Annotated in this window: 19 protein-coding genes; 7 read left to right on the top strand and 12 right to left on the bottom strand. The window is 43.1% G+C overall.

Annotated features, from left to right (window positions below):
- Window positions 1–8: 8 nt before the first annotated feature.
- Genes M2132_RS06450 through M2132_RS06435 form a run of 4 tightly spaced genes read left to right on the top strand, consistent with a single transcriptional unit; the run spans window position 9 to window position 2741 of the window.
- Window positions 9–326, top strand: coding sequence for a DUF4387 domain-containing protein (locus M2132_RS06450; RefSeq protein WP_280672422.1), 318 nt, complete (start codon window positions 9–11; stop codon window positions 324–326).
- Window positions 327–356: 30 nt separating this feature from the next.
- On the top strand, window positions 357–1298 hold the full coding sequence (locus M2132_RS06445; protein ID WP_280672424.1) for an alanine-tRNA synthetase second additional domain-containing protein: 942 nt from the start codon (window positions 357–359) through the stop codon (window positions 1296–1298).
- Window positions 1299–1312: 14 nt separating this feature from the next.
- Window positions 1313–2155, top strand: a complete 843-nt coding sequence (locus M2132_RS06440) for a fumarate hydratase (protein WP_280672512.1) — start codon at window positions 1313–1315, stop codon at window positions 2153–2155.
- Between the two features lie 22 nt (window positions 2156–2177).
- Complete coding sequence (locus M2132_RS06435) at window positions 2178–2741, top strand: Fe-S-containing hydro-lyase (RefSeq protein ID WP_348523150.1); 564 nt, start codon at window positions 2178–2180, stop codon at window positions 2739–2741.
- 193 nt (window positions 2742–2934) lie between these two features.
- Here M2132_RS06435 and M2132_RS06430 read toward each other — a convergent pair whose 3' ends face one another.
- Complete coding sequence (locus tag M2132_RS06430; RefSeq protein WP_280672426.1) at window positions 2935–4395, bottom strand: aminoacyl-histidine dipeptidase; 1461 nt, start codon at window positions 4393–4395, stop codon at window positions 2935–2937.
- A gap of 219 nt (window positions 4396–4614) precedes the next feature.
- On the opposite strand from M2132_RS06430, the gene M2132_RS06425 reads away from it, so the two are divergent.
- Window positions 4615–5229, top strand: a complete 615-nt coding sequence (locus M2132_RS06425) for an OmpH family outer membrane protein (RefSeq protein ID WP_280672428.1) — start codon at window positions 4615–4617, stop codon at window positions 5227–5229.
- A gap of 290 nt (window positions 5230–5519) precedes the next feature.
- On the opposite strand, the gene M2132_RS06420 is transcribed toward M2132_RS06425, so the two are convergent.
- The 5 genes from M2132_RS06420 to M2132_RS06400 all read right to left on the bottom strand — a co-directional run bounded on the left by M2132_RS06420 (window position 5520) and on the right by M2132_RS06400 (window position 12226).
- Window positions 5520–5891 carry a hypothetical protein gene (locus M2132_RS06420; RefSeq protein ID WP_280672430.1) on the bottom strand — a complete coding sequence of 124 codons (372 nt, stop codon included), beginning with the start codon at window positions 5889–5891 and terminating at the stop codon, window positions 5520–5522.
- A gap of 26 nt (window positions 5892–5917) precedes the next feature.
- Entirely contained in the window at window positions 5918–6289 is a 372-nt protein-coding gene (locus tag M2132_RS06415) for a hypothetical protein (RefSeq protein ID WP_280672432.1), read from the bottom strand.
- Between the two features lie 81 nt (window positions 6290–6370).
- Window positions 6371–8275 (bottom strand): hypothetical protein, encoded by a 1905-nt coding sequence (locus M2132_RS06410; protein WP_280672434.1) that lies wholly within the window; start codon window positions 8273–8275, stop codon window positions 6371–6373.
- 319 nt (window positions 8276–8594) lie between these two features.
- The gene (gene yidC / locus M2132_RS06405; RefSeq protein ID WP_280672437.1) at window positions 8595–10559 is read right to left on the bottom strand and encodes a membrane protein insertase YidC; all 1965 of its coding nucleotides are present in this window, start codon (window positions 10557–10559) and stop codon (window positions 8595–8597) included.
- Window positions 10560–10615: 56 nt separating this feature from the next.
- Window positions 10616–12226: a CTP synthase gene (locus M2132_RS06400; RefSeq protein ID WP_280672439.1), complete on the bottom strand. Its 1611-nt coding sequence runs from the start codon at window positions 12224–12226 to the stop codon at window positions 10616–10618.
- A gap of 402 nt (window positions 12227–12628) precedes the next feature.
- Here M2132_RS06400 and M2132_RS06395 point away from each other — a divergent pair, with 402 nt between their 5' ends.
- Together M2132_RS06395 and M2132_RS06390 are read left to right on the top strand one after the other, a co-directional pair.
- Window positions 12629–14314, top strand: a complete 1686-nt coding sequence (locus M2132_RS06395; protein ID WP_280672441.1) for a hypothetical protein — start codon at window positions 12629–12631, stop codon at window positions 14312–14314.
- Between the two features lie 117 nt (window positions 14315–14431).
- The gene (locus tag M2132_RS06390; RefSeq protein ID WP_280672443.1) at window positions 14432–15745 is read left to right on the top strand and encodes a Fic family protein; all 1314 of its coding nucleotides are present in this window, start codon (window positions 14432–14434) and stop codon (window positions 15743–15745) included.
- Window positions 15746–15764: 19 nt separating this feature from the next.
- Here the strand turns inward: M2132_RS06390 and ubiE are convergent, their stop codons facing one another.
- The 6 genes from ubiE to M2132_RS06360 all read right to left on the bottom strand — a co-directional run bounded on the left by ubiE (window position 15765) and on the right by M2132_RS06360 (window position 20187).
- Window positions 15765–16505, bottom strand: coding sequence for a bifunctional demethylmenaquinone methyltransferase/2-methoxy-6-polyprenyl-1,4-benzoquinol methylase UbiE (gene ubiE / locus M2132_RS06385; protein WP_280672445.1), 741 nt, complete (start codon window positions 16503–16505; stop codon window positions 15765–15767).
- A gap of 7 nt (window positions 16506–16512) precedes the next feature.
- Window positions 16513–16719 (bottom strand): hypothetical protein, encoded by a 207-nt coding sequence (locus tag M2132_RS06380; protein WP_280672447.1) that lies wholly within the window; start codon window positions 16717–16719, stop codon window positions 16513–16515.
- A complete protein-coding gene (locus M2132_RS06375; protein WP_280672449.1) occupies window positions 16716–17282 on the bottom strand; it encodes a zeta toxin family protein in 567 nt (188 codons plus the stop codon). Before M2132_RS06375 ends, M2132_RS06380 begins: the two co-directional genes overlap by 4 nt.
- A 194-nt stretch (window positions 17283–17476) precedes the next feature.
- Window positions 17477–18115 carry a class I SAM-dependent methyltransferase gene (locus tag M2132_RS06370; RefSeq protein ID WP_280672454.1) on the bottom strand — a complete coding sequence of 213 codons (639 nt, stop codon included), beginning with the start codon at window positions 18113–18115 and terminating at the stop codon, window positions 17477–17479.
- A 90-nt stretch (window positions 18116–18205) separates the two neighbouring features.
- Complete coding sequence (locus M2132_RS06365; RefSeq protein ID WP_280672456.1) at window positions 18206–19150, bottom strand: phosphoribosylaminoimidazolesuccinocarboxamide synthase; 945 nt, start codon at window positions 19148–19150, stop codon at window positions 18206–18208.
- Window positions 19151–19206: 56 nt separating this feature from the next.
- Window positions 19207–20187, bottom strand: coding sequence for a PhoH family protein (locus M2132_RS06360; protein ID WP_280672458.1), 981 nt, complete (start codon window positions 20185–20187; stop codon window positions 19207–19209).
- Between the last annotated feature and the right edge of the window lie 4 nt (window positions 20188–20191).

Genomic DNA, 20191 nt, shown 5'->3' with positions numbered 1-20191 from the left:
ACGAAGTCATGGAATATAACTTAAAAGATATAGCATCTGTTATACGCAGCAAAAATGCTGGACCTTACGAACTTACGTTCGACGTCATTTTTAAAGACTTCGATATGTATAATAAGGTAAAAGCCGCTAAGGCAATCAACGAAAAGGAGTTTGCCCGGTTGTATAACATCAAGGAGTCGGACGTCATCGCATTGGTGTACTTCGACCCCGCCAAAGCCGTAAAAGTGACCATCGTCCGCCCTATCCCATCGGGAGCTTTGGGCGAAACCGATGTATATGGCGCGCAGCAGCATTCGCCGCTAATGAACTATAAGTTCAGCTTGTGATATATACCGTTTTACGTATCACCTTAAACTATGCGTAACCCGATACAAGAATATTCGGTTTTTTCGCAATACTTTGCCCCGCGTGGCAGGGAGCGTTTATTGTATTTGGGAGAACAGATTTCGCAACGACATCTGACTTTCAACGACAGGCTTATCGGTATTGTAGGAGATGCAGGATCAGGAAAATCATCCCTTATAAAAGGGATGTTTCCCGGTCTTGAACTCTCTAACGACGACGATACGCTCAATCCGCGAAAAATAATGCAAGTGCGCGACCTCTTCGAAGACGTCCACGAAGCAACCACCTATCATATAGACATGCGCTTCCAGACAGCCTTCACGCAGATGCACGAAATTGTTGATTTTGTGAACAACGCTCTGGAACGTAAACGCAGGGTGATTGTGGAGCATTTCAATCTGCTTTTCCCGGCCTTGGAGCGCAACGCCGATATGATTGTGGGGATAGGCGAAGAAATAATCGTTACCCGCCCCAGCATTTTTGGCCCGCTACCGCAAAGTATTTACGAAATTGTGCACGAATCGCTCTGGTACCGGAAGATGGCGCATACCATCGAAGACATTACCATACTGATACTAACCACCGAGTTTGGTGTTGACGACAGCATGTACTTCAGCTCCGATATGCGCAATGGTTTCGTTCTGAAGTTTTTTAAAGAAATAGATATCGACTTCGAACGCCTGTCGCGGAGGGTTTGGGAAAAGATAAACAAACACCTGCCCGTAAGCTATTACGACGAAGACCATATAAAAATAGGAGACAGGATTGTGAACTGCAACGGCCCACGCCTGCATATCACAAATACATCGCAGGTAGAGCATTTCACCTTCATCAAGAGGTTCGTCTACGACCCCAAAGCCAACATGTATTGCTTGGTAGGCTTGCTGAGCGACAATTGCGATACACCTATCAACAACTTAAACACTATTCACTTTCTGAAAAGAGAGTTTTGAGCAAACCAGAAATGATGAGACAAATAAATACCGACAAAGTTACCGACCTTGTAGAGAAACTTTGTATCGAAGCCAATTGCAATCTGACCGACGATATTTACACCTGCCTGAAAGATTGCGGCAAGAAAGAAAAATCGGTTTTAGGAAAAAGCATTCTTAACACCCTTGTAGAAAATGCCGATATCGCCCGCCGTGGCACAGACCCTATCTGTCAGGATACGGGTATGACCGTTGTTTTTGTTACCATGGGGCAAGACGTCCATATTGAAGGCGGTTTTCTTGAAGACGCCATCAACGAAGGCGTGCGCCGGGGATACGAAAAAGGCTATCTGCGCAAATCGGTTGTGAAAGACCCTCTCGACAGGGTAAACACCAAAGACAACACTCCGGCCATTATTCACTACGAGCTGGTTCCGGGCGATAAGTTCCATATTACGGTTGCCCCAAAAGGATTTGGTAGCGAAAACATGAGCCGCCTCATTATGCTCAAACCAAGCCAAGGATTGCCAGGCATAAAAGACTTTGTGATAAACACCATATCGGAAGCCGGAGCAAACCCATGTCCACCCATCATTGTGGGCATAGGTATAGGCGGAACAATGGAACGGGCTGCCTACCTCAGCAAGAAAGCATTGCTACGCCCCGTTAACGAAAAAAACAGCCGCCCCGACCTTGCCGAACTCGAAGCTGAACTTCTGGACTCGATCAACGCCTTGGGTATAGGCCCTGCGGGATTCGGGGGAACAACCACAGCCCTGAGCGTAAGCATCCTGACCAATGCCACGCACATAGCCGGGCTGCCTGTTTCGGTAAATATAGGCTGCCACGCAACACGCCACGCCGAAGGAGATTTATAAAACGAAAAGAGCAATAAAAGATATGGATAAAAGAATCGAAATAACAACCCCATTCACCGACGAGGTAATAAAAAGCCTCAAAGCAGGCGATATGGTTTATATATCGGGTACTGTATATACCGCCCGCGACGCAGCCCACAAACGTATGTGCGAATATCTGGACGAAGGCAAAGCCATGCCTTTCGACTTTCACGGAGCGGCCATTTATTACGCAGGCCCATGTCCGCCCAAACCGGGAACACCCATCGGGTCGGTTGGCCCTACAACCAGCGGACGCATGGACTTATATTCGCCAAAACTCATGGAGCAAGGCTTGAAAGTAATGATTGGCAAAGGATTGCGCAGCAAAGAAGTGATTGATGCCATTGTTAAATATTCGGGCGTATATTTTGCTGCCATTGGTGGTGCTGCCGCCCTGATGGGCAAAAGCGTGCAGACTGCCGAAGTTATTGCTTACGACGAACTTGGCACGGAAGCCGTGCGCCGTCTTACAGTTAAGAATCTGCCCGTTATCGTGGCCATAGACTGCCACGGGAATAATATGTACGAAGAAGGGCGCAAAGAATTTGCAACCCAAAAAGCATAATCTATCCTCTCCGCACAAGACGGGGGATACACCCATAAAGAACAAAAGAGGCTGTCCCAAAAGTATTTTTATCTCTCTGAGAATTGAATATTTGAAAACGGTCTCAGATACAGACCCGAAGAAAAAGCATAGAAAAAGGGGCTTGTCCGACTTTTGGGACAGCCCCTTTCTATTTTAGTGTCACCGGAATATTTTATTTTTCTGCCGGAATATTTTTCAGTACATCCAACAAGAAAGGCCACCATTTAGCCACCGAAGGTATGTTTACTTGCTCGGCAGGAGAGTGAGCGTCAGTGATAGTTGGCCCACACGAAACCATATCCAGATAAGGATATTTTTCGAGGAACAAGCCACATTCCAATCCTGCGTGGATAGCCATTACCTTAGGTTCAGCATTATACAATCGTTTGTAAGAGGCCTTAGCCACATCGAGGATAGCGGAATTCGGGTTTGGTTTCCATCCGGGGTATCCCTCGCTTTGCTCAACTTTTGCTTTTGCCAGAGTAAACACGGCTGTTATCATATTAGCCACACTATTTTTGAGCGACTCGGTAGAGCTGCGTTGGCTTGTACCGATAACAATACGGTTGTTATCTTTCATCTTAACCGACGCAAGGTTGGTCGAAGCTTCCACCAATCCGGGAATATCGTTGCTCATAGCCATAACACCGTGAGGACAAGCGCATATAGCATTCAGCAGGTTGTGGGTTGTATCTTCGTCAATCACAAACGATGGTTCGGTAGCTGTTTCAACGTGTATCTTCACGTTTGGCTCCACACCACGGTATTCGCCTTCGATATCCGCCGCAAAAACATTTGCCCATTGTGCCACCATTTCTTTGTCGCCCACAGGAACGCCGGCTACGGCCGAAGCCTCGCGTGCGATAGCGTTGTGCAGGTTACCACCGTCTATCGTAGCCAAACGCATATCTGTTTTGCGCATCAAGGCCCACAGATAGCGGTTCAGTATTTTATTGGCATTGCCCAATCCCTTGTGAATTTCGCTACCGGAGTGCCCACCGTTCAAGCCTTTCACCTGAATGTTGAACCAATAATAGTTCATCGGAGTTTGGTCTTCCTTATAGTTGAAAGTAACGGTTGTACCCTTACCTCCTGCGCAACCTATATAAAGTTCGCCTTCTTCTTCGGTATCGAGGTTGATTAGTATTTTACCTTTCAAGAAGTCTTTACCCAAAGCATAAGCACCTGTAAGGCCGGTTTCTTCGTCTATCGTGAACAAGCACTCGATAGGTCCATGCTCAATATCGTCCGAAGCAAGGACAGCCAACTCGGCAGCCATACCCAACCCGTTGTCAGCACCGAGTGTAGTTCCTTTGGCTTTCAACCAGTCGCCGTCAACATAAGTTTGGATAGGGTCGTTTTCGAAATCGTGAACCGTATCGTTATTTTTTTCGCACACCATATCTATATGCGATTGTAAGATAACCACAGGCAGATTTTCGTACCCTTTGGTGGCAGGTTTTGTAATCAATACATTGCCTGCATCGTCTTTCACTGCATTCAGATTATTCTTTTTGGCAAATTCAAGCAGATACTCGATTATTTTCCCTTCTTTTTTCGAAGGTCTTGGCACTTGTGTTATCTCATGGAAGTATTTCCACACAATTTCGGGTTTCAGGTCTTTAATTGTCATGTATTATAAGTTTTTAAGTTAGAATTTATACGCTCGCAGCCATCCTATATTTTTCGATATGTTTTTCAGAAGGCAATATTCCTATAAAAATACAACTAAGAAAGGGATACTGCAAAGTATTTTCACATCTTTTAAATATGATGATATCCTTTTATTATAACATAATGCCTTATCTTTGTCAGGTTTTAAATAAGGAAGTTATACTAAAATAAAATCTTAATGAAGAATATTCTTTACATAGTTAATACCGTTCTTGCAGTTGCTGTGATAGTGTTGTTTATTTTATTTTTCACTTCAGGGAAAAACAACTCGGCTACGGGTCCTAGCCTAAAATTCGAGAAAGGGGATTCAGCCGCCACACTGCCAATAGCCTACGTCAACATAGACACGCTGCTTGTGAAGTATAACTACGCAAAGGATGCCAACGATGTTTTGATGCGCAAGTTTGAATCAACAAGAGCCTCTTTGAACCAAAAGAGAAAGAACTTCATTGCCGAACAGCAAGATTTTAATACAAAATACCAGAACAACGCTTTCCTATCGCCCGAAAGAGCCCAGGCCGAAGCCGAGCGTATCCAGAAAATAGGAATGGATCTGGAACAAACAATGGCGCGCATGGAACAAGAATTTTCTATGGAGCAGCACAAAGTAAATTCGCAGCTTGCCGATTCTGTACGCATATGCATAAAAGAATACAACCTTTCGGCAAACTATCAGATGATATTCAGCAACGCGGGCTTAGACAATATCCTTTTTGCGAAAGACAAATATGATATAACCGAAGCCGTGCTTACACTACTGAACAGCCGTTACAATCAGGCCGACAAAAAATAAGATTTAAAATTGCTGTACGTTTTCAGACACAGCAATGTTTTTTCAGATAAGTTGGTAAATTTTAGACAGGGGGTTACAAGCCGTTAAAGGAATGCAACCCTCTGTTTTTTATGCTTTCCCTTACTTATCGCCCCTCTCCTGCTCACCCTCCAGACTACCCTCATATGGTACTGACACCACAGGAAGCTACTCTTGGTAATAAGGACATCAAAGGATAGTAAGTAATCCTCCTATTCGGCGCAGGAAAGTCAATAGTTTTTTCATAATATGTAAGCTTAGCCATAACAAAACTACATTCTTATATATTTAGTATAGTTTTCACCATACTTAATGGCTAAAGTATCAGCATCCAGATAATATTCATTGCCTACTTTAGAGCCGTTAAACATTATATGGGTAGTGGTTAGCTTATACGTGGCAGTTTGCCTATTACCAAGCTGACCGCCTGTATATGTGTCGTATGAAACAGTCTCGCATCGACCTCTTATATTGTCAGCATCATACCAACCGAAAGTTTCTATGGTAGTGTTTGCTCCGTTAACCCATCTCCAAGAGCCTTCTATAAGCCGCGCATTAATATAATCGGGTTCCGCCTCTTTATCGTCATCGCTACATGCTGCAAACATGCAAGCAAGCAAAAGTAAAGTCAATAGTTTTTTCATAATATGTAAGCTTAGCCATAACAAAACTACATTCTTATATATTTAATGTAACTTTCACCATTTTTTATGGCTAAAGTATCAGCATCCAGATAATATTCATTGCCTACTTTAAAGTCATTGTACAATATGCGGGTTGCTGTTAGCCGATAATATGCCGTTTGCCTATTACCAAATTGGCTACCAGTATATGTGTCGTATGAAATAGTCTCACAAATACCCAATTTACGAACAGAATCGTACCATCCGAAAGTCTTAATATCTGTATATACCTCGTTAACCCATCTCCAGGAACCTTCTATAAGGCGGGGATCAATATAATCGGGTTCCGGCTCTTTATCATCATCGCTGCATGCTGCAAACATGCAGGCAAGCAAAAGTAAAGTCAATAGTTTTTTCATAATATGTAATATTAATTCTTGCAAATCTACAAAATATTTTAACACCAAAAAGAGGAGAGTTCAAAAAACTCTCCCCTTTCCTTAAGGCTTTTTATAGTGCATTTTCAGAGCCATGAGTCTTGTCAGCCCATTTTGCATTACAGTAACATTGATGGGCATGTAATAAGCTCCGTCAATAAATATGGGTATTGCGGGGTCGAAAATGGCGAGGTCGTACGAGTCGAGATAAACGTACCTCATCACTGCCCGTATGCGCTGAATCACTGTATGGTATCCACTATAATATTCGGGCAGTATGTAAGAGAACATCTGTTCCGGATGAAAGATACCTGATTTTTGAGGTATTGGATTATCTTCATTATCGGAAACATTATATTTCCATTCTCTCACTATTCTTGTTTTAATGTTGTTCGTATTGCCGTCTTCGTCAAAAAGGTTTATCTTGACATAGGTGTTGTCTTTATCGTCGGTAACGTTGTCGGTAGGCGAATATGGCAAAGTGATAAGGTTTTTTTCTTTTTCGAGTACTCGGCTATTTACTTCAAGCACAGAATCGGCATTTGTACGCACATTATCGTCAGCAGAATATTTAAAGTAATTCTTTTGGGCAAAATTAGAGTATTGAAAGGTCAGTTCATCGTCACCGTCGGCAATTTTGTTTGTCCAATCGAAAGCTTGTGATTTATAGTTGTAAATATCGTCAATGCTAACCAAACGAATCGTATTGTCCGATTTTTTATCATAATGAGCAAACAAGCCGAATTGCCACATAATAGACTTTAGAAAGTCGATCACCTTCATGTCGGGAAGGTTAGGCGTTATATAGTAAGGCATGCCAAAAGTTATAGAGTCCAGTTTTAGCGAATAATCTCCACTGACAAACACATAATCAGTCTTGAATGGATCGGCCGCCAATCCACCATCGACAAGCGTTGTCGTGTAATCCAAATTTCTCACCTTTTTCCCGTTCTGAGTTGCAATATACAAATCGGGATTATTAACAAAGCCAACCCTATGTTCATCTTGAGTATATATAAATTCATCGTCTATTACAGCTCTCCATCTATCACCACAGGGCATAAAATCTTTTAAATGAACCGAAACCAGCTTTTCATCAGGAACATTCTCCCCTTCATACGAGGCTATTGCGAGTTTATTATTGCCAGGATCTTTTTTTGTATAAACGTATCCGTAGTAGCGAATCTTATATTCACCCTGCCACCATACACGCAAATTGCCAGCTTCATCTATAATTTTATTTTCAAACCACCCTTTGCCATTCATTCGAGGATAAGCAATTACGTATTCGTCACCAAGTCCGGATACTGTTTTGGTAAGAAAAAATTTAGCCTGCGCCTCTTCACATTGCCGTTTGCTGGCATTTGTTTCAAGCAGCGGAATCCATAGCCTTTTAAAAGCATTGACAAAACGTTCTTCAGCCGCAAAGTGCACACCCGTACTTTCTGTTATGAGGTCTAATATCAAAGATACATTTACGCTTGGAAGGATGTACTGCATATCGTCAAAACCACGTCCAAAATCAACACGGAGGAATCCATATTTAGATTCACTTGAGACATCCATAAATTTAGATTCTGAATTCCAATCTAAAGCATGAATATCAATCAATTCACGCAATTTCATTTCGCGGATGGGGGCTAACTTATTGATATCTCCCCATACAACAAATAGAGTTATATCTTTTTTAGTGCAACTCAGCAGCCGGCATTGTCCTTTGATAAACAGTAGGCCGTCGCGCCATTCCTCATATTCGTGAAATTCATCAGGAAATTCGTTTACAATATCAGGCGTGTCAGATAACTTAATAATATTGATATTGTTTTGTGTTTTGGGCAGTTTAAAATTAGCTGTTCGGTTACTGAGAATAGATTCTATATTCTGAAATATAGGAGAACTAAAAATATATCCTTCCACATTATTTTCATTAACATCTACCCGCTGTTTGTTTATAAATACTTCTCTCATTATTAGTTTGTGTTAAGTATTAAGTTTGTGTTTCTTTCTAATATACAAAAAATAAACGAACTTCACAAGTGCCAATGAAAGCTCTTTGCAGTAAAAAACAGGAGAGGTTACTTCCTTGTCATGTTGAACGATAGTGAAACATCTCTTCTGTCAGAAAAGAGATTACTCCCTACGGTCAGAAACAACGTTCGAGGAGTGTGGGCGACTCAATGACAAAAAGAAGCCGAAAACCCGACATTTTACTGTTGGCTTCCGGCTACGATTTTATTTTTGACCTTTCCCTTACATATACCGTAAGCGTAGCAAGGCGATGTTTTACTTAGCGGTTTTTATTGCGGTTTTTGTTTTGTGACTTAGCTTGTTGTTGCTGTAAGCGTTGTGCTTCTTCCAAACGAGCCATGAATCCGCTTTTCTTTTTAGGTTTCAGCTTGTTTGCTTCGAGCTTAGCCAATACTTTTTCTTCGTTGATAGAAAAACGGAAGATAAGTGTCAGCACAATTGTTATCAGCGTAGACAAGAAATAGTAGTACGTAAGTCCCGACGGATAATCGTTCAGCACGAACAAGAACACCACAGGCATCAGATACATCATCCACTTCATACCCGGCATCTGTTGCTGACCGGTATTTGTGGCATCCATGTTGAATTTGGTATAAATGATAGTAGTAACCGTCATCAGTACACAAAACAGACTGAGGTGGTTGCCCAAAGCCCACGAAACGAGAGGAATGTTGCCGCTCCACTCAATGATGGCATCGTAGCTCGAAAGGTCGGTTGCCCAAAGGAAGCTTTCGTGACGCAACTCTATGGCCGAAGGGAAGAACGAGAACAGAGCCAGCAACACAGGCATCTGCAATATCATGGGCATACAGCCCGCCATAGGGCTTACCCCTGCCTTATTATAGAGGCTCATTGTGGCTTTTTGCCTGTCCATAGCCTGCTCTTGCTTCGGATATTTAGCATTTATTTCTTCAATTTGCGGACGCAGCACACGCATCTTTGCCGACGACATGAACGACTTATAGGTAAGCGGCGAAATTATCAACTTCACTATCAGCGTCAACAACAGGATAACCAATCCCAGAGCCAATCCCGATGAATTAAGCAGCGAGAAGAGAGGGATTACAAAATACTGGTTCACGATGCGGAACAACCACCAACCGAGCGGAATCATCTTGTCGAGGTCGAGCTGCTCTTCGCTGGTCTTTGCCCCATCGTCAAAGCCTTTCAGCAAGTAATATTCAAGCGGACCTGCAAAAATGCGGTATCCGGTGCTTAGCACGCCGTTGTTTTCGAAATTCACGGGGCTGTATAGTGTTGCCTCAAAGTCTTTCAGGCGGTCGTTAGGTGCGTTTTCGTGGTATCGGGAATTCAGAACGGATGTTTCGAAAGCATTATCGCCAATGATAGCCGTTGCGAAGAACTGGTCTTTGAAAGCCACCCAGCGCACGGGCGAGCCCACTTCTTCTTTCTGGGTTTTGTTTTCCCCGAATTTTTCTACATCCTGTCCGTCAAGCTTGTAAACGATGTGCGAATAGCGTTGTTCGTTCTTCACACTTTTTTCCTTGCGCATCAGCCCTTGTTTCCATGTTATAGGAAAAGAAGCTTGCGACTCGCGGCTAAGGATATCCTTCATACCCACAGCCACTATATTGAACTTAATCATATAGCTATCGGGCATGATGGCATAAATGAAGTCGATATACTGCTCGTTGGTATAAACAAGGCGCATGGTCATGGTTTTACCGTCTTTGCCGGGTATGGGCATAAACATCGCATCCTCCGTATCGAGCGATTTACCCATCTTGTTGTCGAGAAGCAAAGACATAGAACTGTTTTTGCCAAACACGCTGAGAGGCGCGTCCTTGTGGTCGGTATATTCTTTCAGCTCTACGTTCACGATCTGTCCGCCTTTGGTAGAGAGCGACACTTTCATTTTATCGTTTTCGAGCAGGAATGTTTCCTCTTTTTTCTGTTCTGCCAACTGCGGAGCCGGAGCAGATACCGAATCGGTTGCGGCAGTGGCAAGGCTATCGCCGGCCGCGTTTTGGGTTTTGGGTGCTGCATCGAAGAAGCCATCAACAGAACTTTCTTTCTTTTCGCCACTCATTGCCTCATTGGCCTTGGCTACTTCTTCTTTTACCTGCGCTTTCTGAACGGCTGCTATCGAATCGTTGTATCTTTTTTCGGCAGCTATTTCGGCTTCGGTTGGTTTTGTGAAATAGAAAAATCCTAAAACCACTGCAAAAATCAATACAAAGCCGACAATCGTATTTCTATCCATCTATTTTAAATATGTTTTTCTTATGTTCCTTTCGGGTTACGGGGGGTTAATGTAATTTATTTCTCTTTGCTATCCGTAATGGCTTTTATAAAACTCATAAACAACGGATTTGGCTTCAACACCGTGCTGTTGTATTCGGGGTGGTATTGCGTGCCCAAATACCAAGTCAGGGTAGGAATCTCAACCACCTCAACCAAGCCGGTGTCGGGGTTTATGCCTGTACACTTCATGCCTGCATCTTCAAACTGCTGCTTGTAGTCGTTGTTAAATTCAAAGCGGTGGCGGTGGCGTTCCTCCACAATATCTTTCTTATAGGCATCGTACACCTTCGAGCCTTTTTCAAGTTCGCACTTATAGGCTCCTAAGCGCATAGAACCTCCCATATTGGTAACGTTTTTCTGCTCTTCCATAAGGTCTATAACCTTATAATCGGTATTGGGGTTCATTTCGGTAGAATTGGCATCTTCGAGCCCCATTACATTGCGGGCATACTCTATAACCATACATTGCATACCCAAGCAGATACCAAAGGTAGGTTTATTGTTTTCGCGCGCATATTTCAAAGCCACAAACTTGCCTTCGATGCCTCGCTGCCCGAATCCGGGAGCGATAATCAAACCGTCCATCGACGAAAGCTGCTTCGCTACGTTTTCGTCCGTCAGCTTATCCGAATGGATGAAGTGAAGATCCAGTTTACGGTTGTTGTAGGTCGCGGCCTGCAACAACGATTCGTTTATCGACTTGTAAGCATCGGGCAACTCCACGTATTTGCCCACAAGACCTATACGTACGGTTTGGGTTGCGTTTTTCTTTTTGTCAAGGAAATCGCGCCACGATTGCAAATCGGGTTTTTCGCCAACAGGCATTCCCATTTTGCGGAGAACAATCTCGTCCATTCCCTGCTCTTGCATCATCAGCGGAACCTCGTAGATGGTAGGCACATCAACCGACTGCACAACAGCGTCTATGTCTACATTACAGAACAGAGCCACTTTTTTTAGTATGTCTTTATTCAACAAGTGTTCCGTCCGCAGAACAAGCATATCGGGCTGTACCCCCGATTCTTGCAACTGCTTAACCGAGTGTTGCGTAGGTTTTGTTTTCACCTCTTTGGCCGCCGCTATGTAAGGCACGTAGGTAAGATGCACACAAAGGCAGTTCTTGCCCAAGTCCCAACGCAACTGGCGCACACTTTCTATAAAAGGCAGCGATTCGATGTCGCCCACCGTACCGCCAATTTCGGTGATAACAAAGTCGTACTTATATTTCGCGCCCAGCAGCTTAACGTTGCGGCGTATCTCGTCTGTGATGTGAGGTACAATCTGAACGGTTTTACCCAAATAATCGCCTTTGCGTTCCTTGTTTATAACATTCTGGTAGATACGCCCCGTGGTGATATTATTGTCACGGTGCGTAGGCTGGTTCAGAAAACGTTCGTAGTGCCCAAGGTCGAGGTCGGCCTCATGCCCGTCTACTGTAACATAGCATTCGCCATGTTCGTAGGGGTTAAGCGTTCCGGGGTCGATGTTTATATAAGGGTCTAATTTTTGGATGGTTACCTTATAGCCTCTGGCTTGTAGTAGCTTGCCCAGAGAAGAGGCTATAATGCCTTTACCTAAGGAGGAAATCACTCCACCTGTAACAAAAATATACTTTGTATCGCTCACAATTGTATTCCTTTTTAAATAATAGGTCTGATTATGAAAACGCAAAAATACAAAAAATAATCGATAGAGAGGCTTTTACCCCTACCCTACCAATCAAAAAAATCATAAAATAAATAAGGGTTGATATAATTTGAGAGAAATGTGTCCGTTTTAATATCAAATCAACTCATAGTGCATTTAGAAAATAAAAGCTCGTTATCTGAAAAATCACGATAAAGAGAGTGGCCTAAAAGTAATTTTTGATTTCTTTTTGTCATTGAGTCGCCTACACTCCTCGAACGTTGTTTCTGACCGGTAGGGAAGAATCTCTTTTGAGGGAAGAGATGTTTCACTATCGTTCAACATGACAACGGAGAGTATTAATTTGATAATTAGATTAAATAATTAAAATCCGGTTAAACAATGAATTATAAACTAACAATACTTTCCCTGCTTGCGGCAACAGCTTTTGCATCGGCAACAGCTCAAGATGGTTTTGCCACAAAATCGCTTTCCATTTTCAAGAACGGACAATCGTTTGTCGTTAAAGAAGGGACGGTAGATGCCGTGAACCGTCAGTACAAGATGAGCAGTCAGCCAAAGGCGTTGTTCGGTACGTTTTGGTTCTCGGGCGAGAACGAGTCTATCACCGCCGTAACAAACCGGATAGAAAGTTTCACCGAAAAGCAAGAACGCAAAGCCAACAGCTTGCTCGATATTTTGCATGCCAACAAAGGGAAGCAAATGACTATATACACTACCGACAAAAAGGAGTTTACAGGAACGGCCGAAGACTTTAACCTACCCGAAGAAGTGAGCAGCCAACTGCAAGTACAGAAGTTGCAGCTTTCGGACAAATACGGTGGGGCATACGATTTCAGCAAAATCTATACCGAGAGCGTAGACCCCGTTCTGATGATAAAGATGGACAGCAAATGGATTACGCTGAGGCCAAGCGATATTCAACGTATCGAATTTGCGGAGAATCCCAACCGTACCACCACAGCAAACATTCTGGTGCAGAAACCCATTATAACCCTTCACTTCAAGAAAAACGGAGCGCAAAAAGTCCGCATGATGTATCTTCAGAACGGACTGTCTTGGACACCCGTGTACAGACTCGAACTCAAAAACGATACCGAAGGCAGGCTCTCACTTCAGGCAGAAGTAAAGAACCATGTAGAAGACATCGCCAATACGGATATCGACTTCGTTATCGGTGTGGCCAACTTTAGTGCCGCCAATGCTCCGGCTACGCTACTGAACCTGTCGGCATCTTCGCCTTCGTCCTCGATGTTTGCCAGATCGTCTTCAACCCAGATGTTCTCGAACGCCATAATGAGCAAACAGATGGATTACGACTACGAAGAAGAAATGGTGAGCATGCCAGATTACAAAATCACCACTTCCGAAAACGAAGACCTCTACTTTTACACCGCCCGAGGCATAACCCTGCCCAACGGGAGCACGGCAAACTTTCCCCTTTTGGAAAAGACCGTAAAGATACGCCACCTTTATACTTGCAATCTGTCGGCATCGGCTTTTAAAGATTATAGGGTGCACAACGTGCAAGACGGTGAATACGAAGATCGCTCCACAAACACAATTGGCGGCGGCAACCAGAGTGCGGTGAATCATTATGTTGAGGTGACTAACAGTACGGAGAATCCGCTGACATCGGGGCCTATGCTCATTGTTCAGGACAAAACGCAGAAAGCCCTTGCCCAGAGTACGCTCTATTTTACACCCAAAGGGAGTGCTTCGCAAGTTTTTATCACCAATTCGCCCGACGTCAGCGTGAAAGACAGCGAAGAGATAACAAACACAAAACTCAATGCCAAAAAGATAGACGGTTACAATTACGCCCTGCTCACCATAAAGGGTACTGTTTGGGTGAACAATACAAAGTCGAAAGACGTAGAAATGGAACTAAGCAAGGTCGTAGCCGGAAAAATCGTATCGGCTCCCGATAAATACAAAGTATCGGTGACCGACAACAGCAGCAATCTGAATAAACAGCAAAAACTGTCGTTCGGCGCAAAACTGAAAGCAAACTCTAAACAAACCTTCGAATATACCTATCAAATGTATTCGAGACAGTATAATTGAGTGGAAGTTTTGAATAATAGAAACACCAAAGATGAAAATGTGAAAAAATGAAAATTGCGAGATTTTGCCATAATCTCGCAATTTTTACTATCTTTGGTATCCGTAAAACTATTTCTTATGATAGAACAACCGCCCAAATTCAACAAAAAAGACAAAGCTGTACTAAACAAAACAATACCGTTAATGGTAGAGTTGCAGGTAAATGGTCTTTTAAAAAAAATACAAGACGATTATCTGTATTGGGACAAACTGAAATATAAAACTAAAGGATACGAAGCCGCTGAGCTTTGGAATGCCGTTAAATTTCATCGGATTCTAAATTACAGAAAAGTGACATTCGGCAAATATGAATTCTGTTTCGTAATTACCGATTATATACAAAGAGCCTTACATCTGTTCGATATGCATATCGGAGGTACTCTTGGCAGTAATATTGACATTGCCGAAACTGATAAAACGAAATATGTTATCAGTTCAATTATGGAAGAAGCTATTTCCAGTAGCCAAATGGAAGGAGCAAACACCACTCGCCGAAAGGCTAAGGAAATGATTCGGCAGGAAATAAAACCAAGAAGCCGATCCGAACAAATGATATTGAACAACTTCATTACTATGAAGCATATCGTTCAGTTCAAAACCCAAGATATAACCCCCGAAGAAATTCTGCACATTCATAAACTGATTACGAACAAGACACTCGATAACGTCAGCGATGAGGGAAGTTTCAGGAACAATGATGAGATATATGTTGTCAATCACTCGAATAGCGAGGTAGTCCACACTCCACCTCCAAAAGAAGAAATTCCCCAACTCATCAACGACCTGTGTACATTTTTTAATGAAGATGGAAATCGTTTTATTCACCCCATTATAAAAGGTTGTATCATTCATTTTATGATTGCTTGGATTCACCCTTTTTGCGATGGAAACGGACGGACAGCGAGAGCCATTTTTTATTGGTATATGCTAAAAAAAGGGTATTGGCTAACAGAATATCTTTCAATATCGAGAATCATTAAAGACACAAAAGCACAATACGAGAAAGCATATTTATATTCCGAATCGGATGATAATGATCTAAGCTATTTCATCACTTATCATATCAGAACGATGGAAAAGGCATTCGATGCTTTGAAAAAGTATATCGATAAAAAACAAAAAGAAGTTTTTCAGGCTGCAAAATTTATGAAGATTCCCGGTGTAAACGACCGAATGGCTCAACTACTGAAACTTGTTTATGAAGATTCCGATAGGATTTTGAATGTAAAAGAAGTTGAAGCCCGATTCAGTATATCAAGCTATACAGCAAGAGCGGATTTGAATCATCTTGTTAATTTAGGTTTTCTGGATGCTATTCAAGTCAATAAGAAAAAACAAAGTTTTGTGAAATCCGAAAGGTTTGAAGAGAAAATAAAAAAGTTTAATGTCTAATAAAACACAGCCACCCTTTCTACTTTTCGCCTATATACATAGAGCAGATGCCGAAAGTATAGGTTTTGCAACGGGCATTGCGGAAGCCGTTTTTGGTAAGCACATCAACCATTTCTTTTCCCTGTACAAAAGCTTCGATCGAAGCCGGCAGGTATCTATAAGCTATTTTGTCTTTCGATATCAACCGCCCTATGGTGGGGATAAAAAGTTTTGAATACATCCAATAGCCCTGCTTCATGGGGAAGTGCCGGGGGGTGGATAGCTCCAGAATCATGAGTTGCCCGCCGGGTTTCAGCACCCGGAGAATTTCGCCGATGCCCTTGTCCAGATTTTCGAAGTTGCGCACCCCAAAAGCTACCATGGCTGCATCGAAACTATTGTCGGCAATGTCGAGAGCCATACAGTCTTTCTTCTGGAAACTGATTTTGGACGAGAGCCCCAAAGCTTCTACCTTTTGCCGCCCCACGTTCATCATCCCTTCCGAAATATCTATACCCACAATCTGCTGTGGATGCAAAAGGGCGTATGCTTGTATGGCAAGGTCGCCCGTGCCGGTTGCAATATCTAATATGTTTTGTGGATTTTTTTCTTTCAGGGCGAGAATCCCTTTTTTCCGCCATCCCCGGTCTATACCCATAGATAGGGTGTGGTTCAGTGTATCGTAGTTTTCGGCAATAGAGTCGAACATGCGCTCTACCTGAGTTCCTTTATTTTCGTCCGAATTACCGTACGGTACAATTTTTTCTGCTTTGTAGGTCATTTTTCAATCAGATAGCAGCTTTAATCCTTGTCTGCCGGGGAGCAGGGGCAGTGCCCTGATTAAGTTTGCGTGCTTTGATTTTTACTATTTTCCCGTTCTCAGAGAAGATGAGGTTGCCATCTTCCCTCTGTTTTTTTTCTATCAATCGTGTATAAGATACGTTTAGGCCTATCAGTAATCTGTTACGCAGTTCTAATTCCTCAGTACGACTCATATATTTATTATTTGATTAAGAACTTCCGAATTATATTCTTCCAATACTTTTTCTTTTTTTCCTTCAATTACAATCTGAAAAGGATTTTCCGAATTATTTACAACCATCCAATAGTCTGCAATAGGGGTATAGATCGTGAATAGATTTTGAATCCCCGACTTATACCTTCGTCTTATTACATCTTTTGGAATATTGTGTCCTCCACATCGAACTCTCTCTTCCACTCTTTTTATAGCAAGTTCCGGAGAATTCAGCCAAAAATACAATAAAGTAACAAAATAGCCTAATTTTTGAGCTTTTTTAATAAAAGACGCATACGATTTTGTGGCAAGTGTAGTTTCTATCGCAAAGTCTTGTTTTTGCCTCAACATATCTTCCATGCGCATAATCATGATGCGTCCGGCGTCGATCGAAGCCCTTTCGGGTTGGAACGGCGAAAGCCCCCGCGCTATCTCGTCGGCATTTATAAATTCCTTACAGCCGAGCATTTCGGGCAAGATGGTGTACGAGGCCGTTGTTTTTCCGGCTCCGTTGCACCCTGCTATTATATACAAATTTGGCATACCTTATCGTTTTTTTGTTCCAATCAGATTGGGAGAGAGTGTGGAAAACATCTCTCCGTTTTTTTATTTACCTAAGAAACACAAGAAGCTGCCTTTAGAGCCTCATCCTTGTGTATTCAGTTTTTTGCATATACTTCTGAACTTTTGCTTTGGGGATAAGCCCAAGCTACTGCTTTCGGTCTTTATCCAGATGGCTATACCCGCATTGTGTCGGCGTTGTATCCGTTCATCGTGAATGCTGCCGGAGCAGGAAATATTTCTTGTGCCCGTGGGTCGGTCAGTATGACGCCGCATCCAAAATCGCAATCGACCGTGAAGCAAGTATTTCTGTTATCTTTATTGACCTCCCATTTGTAATGGACAAACGCCTTGTAAACATCTCCGTTCCAGTTAAAGCCCATATGGCGGGTCGATTGTCTCTTCAGCTCATCGTATGGAGTTGCGGCTCTCTCGTCTTCCGGAGAGCAGTCATGCAATACGATGGCGCCATTGGGATTCAGGTAGCGAAGGCTGTTTTCGATGTCTTTGCGCACTTGCTTGTCTTCGTGCATACCATCAATAAAAATGATATCGTATTTGCTCTTCTGCCGGGTTTCAGCGTCTTGTTGGTCCAGAAAACTAAAGTACTGGTCGGACGTTCCAAGGAAATCGGGCTCGGCATCTGCCTCCGGGTCTATACAAAAGCCCTCTACATTCTTTATCTTGTTGAAGTTTTCGTCCCTTTTAGATGTCCCTATCTCCAAATAGCGTTTATAACCGTACGTCCCAATCAGCAGATTTATAACGTCGGCTCTTAGCATATTATCCCGTAAATATTTTCGTATTCTTATCATAGGGTTTTCTTTTTTTACTAAAAAAGACGGGTATTCCTAAATTTTATACACTTAGAAATTTAACTCAACTCTTAAAAGTAGGCAATATTTTTATTTTTTCAAATAATCGGTTACATTCTTTTCTATCCGAGCCTCAACGTTGTTGATGTCGGCTTTCACAAACGGCTCGCCTACAATCTTTTCGTAAAGCTCAATATAACGGTCGGACACCGAGTTGCAATACTCTTCGGTCATTTCGGGTACGGCTTGCCCTTCTTTTCCTTGAAATCCGTTATCCATCAGCCATTTGCGAACAAACTCTTTCGACAATTGACGTTGCTCTTCGCCTTTAGCAAACAGTTCTTCGTACGTATCGGCATAGAAGTAACGAGACGAGTCGGGTGTATGTATCTCGTCTATCAGATATATTTTTCCATCTTTCTTACCAAACTCGTACTTCGTATCCACAAGTATAAGCCCTTTCTGTGCAGCTATTTCCGTTCCACGGGCAAACAATGCTTGGGTGTATCGTTCAAGCTGCTCGTACTCATCTTTCGAGACCAAGCCTTGTGCAATAATCTCGTCTTTCGAGATGTTTTCGTCGTGTCCCTCATCGGCTTTTGTGGTTGGGGTGATGATGGGTTGAGGAAATCTCTCGTTTTCCTTCATTCCATCGGGCAAAGCCACACCGCAAAGAACGCGCGCGCCGGCTTTGTACTCACGCCATGCGCTTCCTGTAAGGTAACCGCGAATCACCATCTCCACCTTATAAGGCTCGCAACGGAGACCTACGGTAACCATCGGGTCGGGCACGGCCAGCTTCCAGTTAGGAACAATATCGGCAGTGGCGTCCAAAAACTTTGCTGCAATCTGGTTCAACACCTGTCCTTTGTAGGGAATGCCCTGTGGCAGAATCACATCGAAAGCCGAAATACGGTCGGTTGCAATCATCACCAAAAGATCTTTGCCAATCGAATACACATCCCTCACCTTACCGTGATAAACATTCGTTTGGTCGGGGAACTTATAGTCTGTTGTCACTAATGTATTTTTCATCTGTCTGTCTTTATTATATTGTTTATTACTTTTCTGTGTCACAATGAACTCACTGTTCAAGCAGGCTTAATTTTGCTTTCCCGTTCTTTTTCTTTGCGGCGGCGTTCATCGTCCTTCTCGTAGGCGTCAACAATGCGCTGCACCAGTTTGTGACGAACGATGTCTTTCTTGCCGAACTCTACTTTGCCGATACCCGGAACTCCGTCCAACACCTTCAAAGCATGCTTCAAACCGGAGGTTTGCGATGGCGGAAGGTCTATCTGCGTCACATCGCCCGTTATTATCATCTTGGCATTCATGCCCAAACGGGTCATAAACATTTTTATCTGGTGGGTAGTAGTGTTTTGCGCTTCGTCCAGAATTATCACCGCATCGTTGAGCGTGCGCCCACGCATAAAGGCCAAAGGCGCTATCTGCACGGTTTTGTTCTCCATATAATCGCGCAGACGGGCGGGGGTAATCATATCTTCGAGCGCATCGTAGAGGGGTTGCAGGTAAGGGTCTACCTTATCTTTCATGTCGCCGGGCAAAAAGCCCAGTTTCTCGCCTGCTTCTACGGCAGGGCGGCTCAGTATGATGCGTTTCACCTCTTTGCTTTTCAGAGCCTTTACGGCAAGGGCAATGGCTACATAGGTCTTTCCGGTTCCGGCAGGGCCCAGGGCAAACACCATATCGTTCTTTGCAAACGAATCGACAAGCCGTTGCTGGTTATCGTTGCGGGCAAGGATGGGTTTACCGTTCATGCCGAAGATGATAAGATTGTCTTGCTTCACCACGTTGGGCGATTTGCCCTTTACGATGTCGATAATGTTTTCTTCCGAAAGCGTGTTGTGATCTACGCAAAACAGTTCCAACTCCCTGATTTTTTCTTCAAAGGCCGGAATCTCTTCGGCGTTGCCAATTACCTTTATAATGTTTCCTCTTGCTATAATCCGTAGTTTGGGGAAAAGAGTTTTGAGTAGTTGCAGATTGCTGTTGTTCACCCCAAAGAAAACCACTGCATCCGCATTATCGAGTACTATTATCTGTTCTATCATTCAG

It is taken from the genome of Dysgonomonas sp. PH5-45 (genome assembly GCF_029893235.1).
Taxonomy (GTDB): domain Bacteria; phylum Bacteroidota; class Bacteroidia; order Bacteroidales; family Dysgonomonadaceae; genus UBA1309.
Note: the sequence above shows the minus strand (reverse complement) of the source record. Positions and strands in the feature narration are given on the sequence as shown.

Excerpts from the sequence above, each read along its gene's own strand:
- M2132_RS06450 (WP_280672422.1), top strand. The coding sequence starts at position 9 with ATGGAATATAACTTAAAAGATATAGCATCTGTTATACGCAGCAAAAAT.
- M2132_RS06420 (WP_280672430.1), bottom strand. The coding sequence starts at position 5,891 with ATGAAAAAACTATTGACTTTACTTTTGCTTGCTTGCATGTTTGCAGCA.
- M2132_RS06415 (WP_280672432.1), bottom strand. The coding sequence starts at position 6,289 with ATGAAAAAACTATTGACTTTACTTTTGCTTGCCTGCATGTTTGCAGCA.
- yidC (WP_280672437.1), bottom strand. The coding sequence starts at position 10,559 with ATGGATAGAAATACGATTGTCGGCTTTGTATTGATTTTTGCAGTGGTT.
- M2132_RS06380 (WP_280672447.1), bottom strand. The coding sequence starts at position 16,719 with ATGAGTCGTACTGAGGAATTAGAACTGCGTAACAGATTACTGATAGGC.
- M2132_RS06410 (WP_280672434.1), bottom strand. The coding sequence starts at position 8,275 with ATGAGAGAAGTATTTATAAACAAACAGCGGGTAGATGTTAATGAAAAT.
- M2132_RS06435 (WP_348523150.1), top strand. The coding sequence starts at position 2,178 with ATGGATAAAAGAATCGAAATAACAACCCCATTCACCGACGAGGTAATA.
- M2132_RS06440 (WP_280672512.1), top strand. The coding sequence starts at position 1,313 with ATGAGACAAATAAATACCGACAAAGTTACCGACCTTGTAGAGAAACTT.
- M2132_RS06375 (WP_280672449.1), bottom strand. The coding sequence starts at position 17,282 with ATGCCAAATTTGTATATAATAGCAGGGTGCAACGGAGCCGGAAAAACA.
- M2132_RS06425 (WP_280672428.1), top strand. The coding sequence starts at position 4,615 with ATGAAGAATATTCTTTACATAGTTAATACCGTTCTTGCAGTTGCTGTG.
- M2132_RS06445 (WP_280672424.1), top strand. The coding sequence starts at position 357 with ATGCGTAACCCGATACAAGAATATTCGGTTTTTTCGCAATACTTTGCC.
- ubiE (WP_280672445.1), bottom strand. The coding sequence starts at position 16,505 with ATGACCTACAAAGCAGAAAAAATTGTACCGTACGGTAATTCGGACGAA.
- M2132_RS06370 (WP_280672454.1), bottom strand. The coding sequence starts at position 18,115 with ATGATAAGAATACGAAAATATTTACGGGATAATATGCTAAGAGCCGAC.
- M2132_RS06430 (WP_280672426.1), bottom strand. The coding sequence starts at position 4,395 with ATGACAATTAAAGACCTGAAACCCGAAATTGTGTGGAAATACTTCCAT.
- M2132_RS06395 (WP_280672441.1), top strand. The coding sequence starts at position 12,629 with ATGAATTATAAACTAACAATACTTTCCCTGCTTGCGGCAACAGCTTTT.
- M2132_RS06390 (WP_280672443.1), top strand. The coding sequence starts at position 14,432 with ATGATAGAACAACCGCCCAAATTCAACAAAAAAGACAAAGCTGTACTA.
- M2132_RS06365 (WP_280672456.1), bottom strand. The coding sequence starts at position 19,150 with ATGAAAAATACATTAGTGACAACAGACTATAAGTTCCCCGACCAAACG.
- M2132_RS06360 (WP_280672458.1), bottom strand. The coding sequence starts at position 20,187 with ATGATAGAACAGATAATAGTACTCGATAATGCGGATGCAGTGGTTTTC.